5 protein-coding genes are annotated in these 6,879 nt (G+C 65.6%); 3 read left to right on the top strand and 2 right to left on the bottom strand.

Annotation, left to right across the window (positions count from 1 at the left end; translation table 11 throughout):
• Positions 1–2,482: efflux RND transporter permease subunit (locus Q0S16_RS23800; protein WP_295854134.1), on the top strand; the 2,482-nt coding region annotated here is incomplete at its 5' end.
• Positions 2,472–3,674 (top strand): efflux RND transporter periplasmic adaptor subunit, encoded by a 1,203-nt coding sequence (locus Q0S16_RS23795; protein ID WP_295854132.1) that lies wholly within the window; start codon positions 2,472–2,474, stop codon positions 3,672–3,674. The genes Q0S16_RS23800 and Q0S16_RS23795, both read left to right, overlap by 11 nt.
• 149 nt (positions 3,675–3,823) lie before the next feature.
• Here the strand turns inward: Q0S16_RS23795 and Q0S16_RS23790 are convergent, their stop codons facing one another.
• Both Q0S16_RS23790 and Q0S16_RS23785 read right to left on the bottom strand, forming a co-directional pair.
• Positions 3,824–5,338, bottom strand: coding sequence for an acetyl-CoA acetyltransferase (locus Q0S16_RS23790; RefSeq protein WP_295854130.1), 1,515 nt, complete (start codon positions 5,336–5,338; stop codon positions 3,824–3,826).
• 15 nt (positions 5,339–5,353) lie between these two features.
• Entirely contained in the window at positions 5,354–6,487 is a 1,134-nt protein-coding gene (locus tag Q0S16_RS23785) for a nitronate monooxygenase (RefSeq protein ID WP_295854127.1), read from the bottom strand.
• A gap of 231 nt (positions 6,488–6,718) precedes the next feature.
• Here Q0S16_RS23785 and Q0S16_RS23780 point away from each other — a divergent pair.
• Positions 6,719–6,879 (top strand): NAD(P)-binding protein (locus Q0S16_RS23780; protein WP_295854136.1); only part of this gene is annotated, 161 nt, incomplete at its 3' end.

Below are 6,879 nucleotides of genomic sequence, written 5' to 3'. Positions count from 1 at the left end.
GCCGCTGAAGATGCAGGAGCTCGGCGACTTGCCGATCAAGACCGTCAACGGCGCCATGGTCTACGTCCGCGACGTCGCCAGTGTGCGCGACGGCAACCCGCCGCAGACCAACATCGTGCATGTCGACGGCAACCGCTCGGTGCTGATGATGGTGCTGAAGGCGGGCGCGACCTCGACGCTCGATATCATCGCCGGCATCAAGCAGAAGGTGATCGACGTCAAGAACACGCTGCCCGACGCGCTGAAGATCGGATTTATCGGCGATCAGTCGCTGTTCGTCCGCGGCGCCATCAGCGGCGTCGCCTACGAAGGCGTCATTGCGGCGCTGCTGACCAGCGTGATGATCCTGCTGTTCCTGGGCAGCTGGCGCTCGACCGTGATCATTGCCATCTCGATACCGCTGGCGGTGCTCGGCGCCATCATCATGCTGTCGCTGATCGGCGAGACTCTCAATATCATGACGCTCGGCGGTCTCGCGCTCGCGGTCGGTATTCTCGTCGACGACGCCACGGTGACCATCGAGAACATCAATTATCATCTCGAGAACGGCAAGGATGTCGAGCCGGCGATCATGGACGGCGCCAACCAGATCGTGGTGCCGGCCTTTGTCTCGCTGCTGTGCATCTGCATCGTGTTCGTGCCGATGTTCTTCCTGTCGGGCATTGCTCGCTTCCTGTTCGTGCCGATGGCCGAAGCGGTGATGTTCGCGATGCTGTGGTCGTTCCTGCTGTCGCGCACCTTGGTGCCGACCATGGCCAAATATTTGCTGCGGAAGCACGTGCACCACGCCGAGGGCGAACGGCCGCCAACGCGCAATCCACTGGTCAAGTTCCAGCGCGGCTTCGAGGCACGCTTCGAGCGGTTTCGCGGCGGCTATCATGGCCTGCTCGACCTGGCGCTGGCGCGGCGGCCGGTATTCGTCACCGGCTTTCTCACGGTCGTGGCCCTGTCGTTCCTGCTGGTGCCGTTCCTGGGCCGCAACTTCTTCCCGACCGTCGATGGCGGCAGCATCCTGATGCATGTCCGCACCCAAATCGGCACCCGGGTCGAGGAAACCGCCAACCAGTTCGCCGACATCACCAAGGCGGTCCGCAACATCATCCCGCCGGACCAGATCGTCACCATGACCGACAATATCGGCATGCCGGTGTCGGGCATCAACCTGACCTACAACAACACCGGCGTGATCGGTTCGCAGGATGGCGATTTCCAGATCAAGCTGAAGGAAGACCACAAGCCGACCGCGGACTATGTTCAGGCGCTGCGCGAACAGCTGCCGCGGCAGTTTCCCGGCGTCAGCTTCGCGTTCCTGCCCTCGGATATCGTCAGCCAGATCCTGAATTTCGGCGCGCCGGCGCCGATCGACCTGCAGATCCGCGGCAACAATCTGGCCGGTAACTTTGCCTATGCCAACAAGCTGCTGGGCCAGATCCGCCGGATCCCCGGTATTGCCGATGCGCGGCTGCAGCAGTCGCCGAACAATCCGGGCTTCAACATCGACGTCGATCGCACCCGTGCGCAATATGTCGGCCTGACCGAGCGCGACGTCACCAATTCGATGGTCGTCAACCTGGCGGGCTCGTCGCAGGTGGCGCCGACCTATTATCTCAATCCCGACAATGGCATCTCCTACTCGATCGTGATGCAGACGCCGCAATATCGGATGGATTCGCTGGGCGCGCTGGAAACGCTGCCGATCACCGCGGCGAACACCAGCGTCTCCCCGATGCTCGGCGGCATCGCCACCATCAAGCGTTCCGCCTCCAACGCCGTGGTGTCGCAATATGATATCCAGACCATGGTGCAGATCTATGCCACCACCCAGGGCCGCGATCTCGGCGCGGTGTCGAACGACATCTACAAGATGATCGACGCCACCAAGGGCGACGTGCCGCGCGGCAGCAGCGTGGCGCTGCTCGGCCAGGTGGAGACGATGAATTCGGCCTTTTCCGGTTTGCTGTTCGGTCTGCTCGGCGCGGTGGTGCTGATCTATCTGCTGATCGTGGTGAACTTCCAGTCGTGGTCCGATCCGTTCGTGATCATCACCGCGCTGCCGGCCGCGCTGGCCGGCATCGTCTGGATGCTGTTCACCACCCAGACCACGCTGTCGGTGCCGGCCCTGACCGGCGCCATCATGTGCATGGGCGTCGCCACCGCCAATTCGGTGCTGGTGATTTCCTTCGCCCGCGAGCGTTATGCCATTCTCGGCGATCCGATCGCCGCCGCCTCCGAAGCGGGCTTCGTCCGGTTCCGCCCGGTGCTGATGACGGCGCTGGCAATGATCATCGGCATGGCGCCGATGGCGCTGGGGCTCGGCGAAGGCGGCGAGCAGAACGCCCCGCTTGGCCGCGCCGTGATCGGCGGCCTGATTTTCGCTACGATCGCGACACTGATGTTCGTGCCGGTCGTGTTCAGTATGGTCCACAAGAAGCAAGAGCCCGCGCCAGAGGCAGGCTCGCCGGAGTTTTCCCATGTCCACTGAGTCACATCCGCCTGCTTCCCGCCGCAGACTGGGCCTGGTCGGAATCATCGGCGTGATCGCGGCCGGTGCGGTCGTCGTTACCGGCATCATGGCCCGCGCCAGGACCGACAGCGAGTTGCGGACCTGGACCAACGATCAGGCGATCCCCAGCGTCGCGGTGGCGCCGCCGGATGCCCGCGTGCTCAATGCCACGCTGGATCTGCCGGGCCGGCTGGAAGCCTATTCGCGGGCGCCGATCTTTGCCCGCGTCAGCGGCTATGTCTCGAACTGGAGCGCCGACATCGGCAAGCAGGTCAAGGCCGGCCAGGTGCTCGCCGAGATCGAGGCGCCCGACCTCGATCAGCAATTGCTGCAGGCGCGCGCCGATCTGGTCAGCCAGCAGTCCAGCGCCCGGCTGTCCGAAGCGACGCTGACCCGCCGGAAATCGCTGATCGCCTCCAACTTCGTGTCGGCGCAGGAGATCGACGAGCGCTCGGCCGACCTGGCCAACAAGAAGGCCGCCGTCAATTCCGGCCAGGCCAATGTCGAGCGGCTGGAAGCGCTGGCCGGCTACAAGAACGTCACCGCGCCGTTCGACGGCATCGTCACCCAGCGCAACACCGACGTCGGCGCGCTGATCTCCGGCGGCACCGGTACCGGTCTCGCGATGTTCGTGATCTCCGACATCATGAAGCTGCGCGTCTATATCGACGTCCCGCAAAGCTACGTGCCGGCCATCAAGATCGGCGCCAAGGCCATCATCACCGTGCCCGATCATCCCAACCGCACCTTCCCGGCCACGGTGGAAGCCTCGTCGCGGTCGGTCGACGTCGGCTCCGGCACCGCGCGCATGCAGCTGGCGCTGGACAATCCGAACGGCGAGCTGCTGCCCGGCGGCTATGCCAATGTGAAGATGAGCCTCGCCCGCGATACCGCGCCGCTGCATATTCCCGCCAGCGCGCTGATCTTCAACAAGGATGGCACCCGCGTCGCCACCGTCACGGCTGATGACAAGATCCTGTTCAAGACCGTGACCATCGCGCGCGACCTCGGCCGCGACATCGAACTCGCCTCCGGCGTCACCGCCGACGACCGTATCGTCACCACGCCACCGGATGGCCTGACCGATGGCGACCAGGTTCGGGTCACCGGCGGTTCGGTCAAAACCAGCAAGCCGACCACCGCCTCGGAAAAACAGGGCGTGAAGGGCTGATGCCTGTAGACTGAGCTACCTGCGATTGAAACAATGTACCGCTTTTTCTTCCCCTCTCTCCCGTCGCGAAGCGGCGATGGTGGGAGAGGGTGGCTCGAACCCGCGAGGCGGCTGCGAGCCGGGAGAGGGGGCGACAGCGTTCGGAGCAGCTACGCCACCCGCCATTCCAGCACGCCGTCGCCGGCCGTGCTGATCGCGCCGGTTGACCCGACCGGCGTGCGGTCCTGATCCATCAGATGCGCCAGCGTGGCGGTGTCATCCGCCGGGACACGGGCCAGCGCGCGGGCATTGTCCGCGGTGCGCAGGATCACCACGCCGTGCTCGATTTGCCCGTCACGGCCATAGATCACCGTAAAACTTTCCACCGTGCCGTTGCCCGAAGCGTTCGTGACGAAAGCCGGCACCGGCTTGCGGTCGCGGTCGGCCTCGGCCTGCACATTGGTGTCCTGCGCGAGCGGGTGCGCAGCCGCCTCGCGCGACAGCACCAGCGCATGATGCTTGGTGACGAAGCCGCCCTGGCTGTAGAGCAGCCCGAGCCTGGCGCCGGCGCGCAGCCGGCGCACCATGGCGCAGGCGGCATGCGCCATGTAGTCGTTGAGCGGCGCCCCGAAAAAGGTCAGGCCGCCGGCCACCGTCGGCTGCACGTCGGCGCCGAGGCCGAGCGTGCGGCGCGCCATCTTCGGTACCACCGGAAAGCAACTGTACAATTCGATGGCATCGAATGCCGAGCCGTGGCCGCCGGCCAGCGCCATCGCGACTTTCAGCACCGCGTTCTGGGCGTGGCTTTCGACATACTGGTCGCGGTCGAGATAATCGCGCGGCTCCTCCGCCGCGGCCCCGCCCTGAATGTGGACCATGCGATCCTCGGGGATGCCGGCGGCGCGCGCTTTCGCCAGGCTGGTGACCAGGATCGCGGCGGCCTGATTGACCATCGGATTGGCAACCATCAGCTTGGTGTAGGGCCAGGCGATCAGCCGGTTCTCCGGCGTCGGGGTGGTGATGGCCTCCGGCGTATAAGCGCGCTTCAGCCAGGCCTCGGGATTGTCCGCGGCCACCTTCGAATAGCGCGACCACAATTCGCCGGACTCTTGCTGCGCCTGCCGTGGCGTCTGGCCCCAATGCGCCGCCGCGGCCGCTTCATAGAACGGGTACACCGTGACCGGCTTGGCGACGCCGAGCGTGGTCGCGATCGGCTTCTGGTAGTTGGCGCCGCGCAGTGGCTCGGGCGCGTCATGCGCGAACGGCGTCCATGGCAGCGTCACGCCGGCGCGTTCGGCCTTGGTGGCGGTGGACTGCGCCTCGGCGCCGCAGATCGCCGCCACCACGGCCTCGCCGCGCGCGATCCGCTTGGCCGCCTCGTGGATGAAGCGGATCGGGCTCTCGCCTCCGACCGGGCCATAATGCGCATGCTTCGGCGCGATGCCGAGTTGCTCGCTGAGTTGTTTCGCCGGGTCCTGATAGCGCCAGCTCAGGAAATTGACGATGTCGAGCGAGTCGATCTCGTGCAGCAACTTCGCGCCGGCATCCTGCTCGGCCCGCTTCAAGGCCTCGGTGATCAGCGCCAGCGGCTCGAGGCCGGCGGTCAATTCCTTCGGGTGATCGGAATATTCGCCGACGCCGACGATCACGGGAATGCGGTCTTCGTTTTGCGTGGTCACGGCCATTGTTCTTGCTTTTCTTTATTCGGAAGCCAGCGCGGCCAGATGCTCGGCGGTGTCGGCAAAGTCTTCCTTGAACTCCTGCACAACTGCGCCCGCGGATTTGACGCTGTCAATCAGGCCGACGCCCTGACCGACGAAATAGCTGACCAGATCGCGTGCTGCGATATTGCCGGCGGCCGCGGAGCGATCGATCGAAGCAAAGGCGTCGCGGCTGATCAGGCTCTGCAGCGGCATTGGCAGCGCGCCCGGACTGTCGGGGCCGCGGTCCCAGGCGTCGGTCCAGACCGAGCGCAGCTGCCGCGCCGGCTTGCCCGTGCGGCCCTTCGAGCGCACCGCGTCGCGCGAGGAGGCCGCGATCATCTTCTCGCGAAAGATCTCCGAGGTTTCGGATTCCACCGTGGCCAGCCAGACCGATCCGGTCCAGGCGCCGGCCGCGCCCATCGCCATGCACGCCGCCATCTGTCGTCCGGTCATGATGCCGCCGGCCGCTAGTACCGGCACGTCACGGATCGGGCGGATCGCCTTGATCACTTCCGGCACCAGCACCATGGTCGAGTCTTCGCCGCAATGGCCGCCGGCCTCGGTGCCCTGCGCGACCAGAATATCGACGCCGGCCGCGACCTGGCGGATGGCGTGTTCCTTGGCGCCGACCAGGGCTGCCACCGGCACGCCATGCTTCTGGCCCATCTCGATCATCGCCTTCGGCGGCACGCCGAGCGCATTGGCGATCAACCGGATCGGATGATTGAACGAGACTTCCAGCAATTCCAGTGCCCGCGTACTGTCAAACGGCTGCGGCTGGTTCGCCGCGACCTCGGTGATGGTCAGCTCGATGCCGTATTTCTTCAGCAGGCTGCTGGTGAAATCGCGATGCGCGGGGGGCACCCGGCGCTCCAGGCTCTTCCAGGTCACTTCCTTCTCGCCCGCGGTCGACATGTTCTCCGGGATCAGCACGTCGACGCCGTAGGGCCGGCCGCCGGCATGGGCATCGATCCACTTCAGTTCCTGTTCAAGCGTCTCCGGCGAATGCACGGTGGCGCCGAGGACGCCGAAGCCGCCGGCGCGGCTGACCGCGGCGACCACGTCGCGGCAATGGCTGAAGGCGAACAGGGGAAAGTCGATCCCCAGCATGGCGCAGATTGGCGACTTCATCGTTTCGCTCCCGTGGTATTTCATGGCCCGCTTCAAACGTCAGGCTCGTGCGGGACGCTAGCGCAGGAGCGATGGCGGGGCGAGTCGCGCGGGCGGCGTAGGCCGGACGCCGCGCCGGCCATTCCGTCCCGCAAAATATCCGGCGCGGCGCGGGCCTTTTGTTGCTTGCGCTTTTGCGTGGGCAGGGAAATGCTGGGCGCAATAACCAACAAAATGTCTGGGAACGAAACCATGGCCACCGCGCAGTCGCAATCCGTCCTGCCTCGCTCCGATGCCCGCTGCGACGTTGTCGTGGTCGGCGCCGGATTTGCCGGGCTCTATCTGCTGCACAAGCTGCGCGGGCTTGGCTTTTCGGTGCGAGTATTTGAGCAGGGCGGCGACGTTGGCGGCAC

Origin of the sequence: Tardiphaga sp. (assembly GCF_025356345.1) — a bacterium.
GTDB lineage: Bacteria > Pseudomonadota > Alphaproteobacteria > Rhizobiales > Xanthobacteraceae > Tardiphaga.
The sequence above is the reverse complement of the archived record's forward strand: the minus strand, read 5'-3'. Positions and strand labels throughout refer to the sequence as shown.

Excerpts from the sequence above, each read along its gene's own strand:
- Q0S16_RS23795 (WP_295854132.1), top strand. The coding sequence starts at position 2,472 with ATGTCCACTGAGTCACATCCGCCTGCTTCCCGCCGCAGACTGGGCCTG.
- Q0S16_RS23790 (WP_295854130.1), bottom strand. The coding sequence starts at position 5,338 with ATGGCCGTGACCACGCAAAACGAAGACCGCATTCCCGTGATCGTCGGC.
- Q0S16_RS23785 (WP_295854127.1), bottom strand. The coding sequence starts at position 6,487 with ATGAAGTCGCCAATCTGCGCCATGCTGGGGATCGACTTTCCCCTGTTC.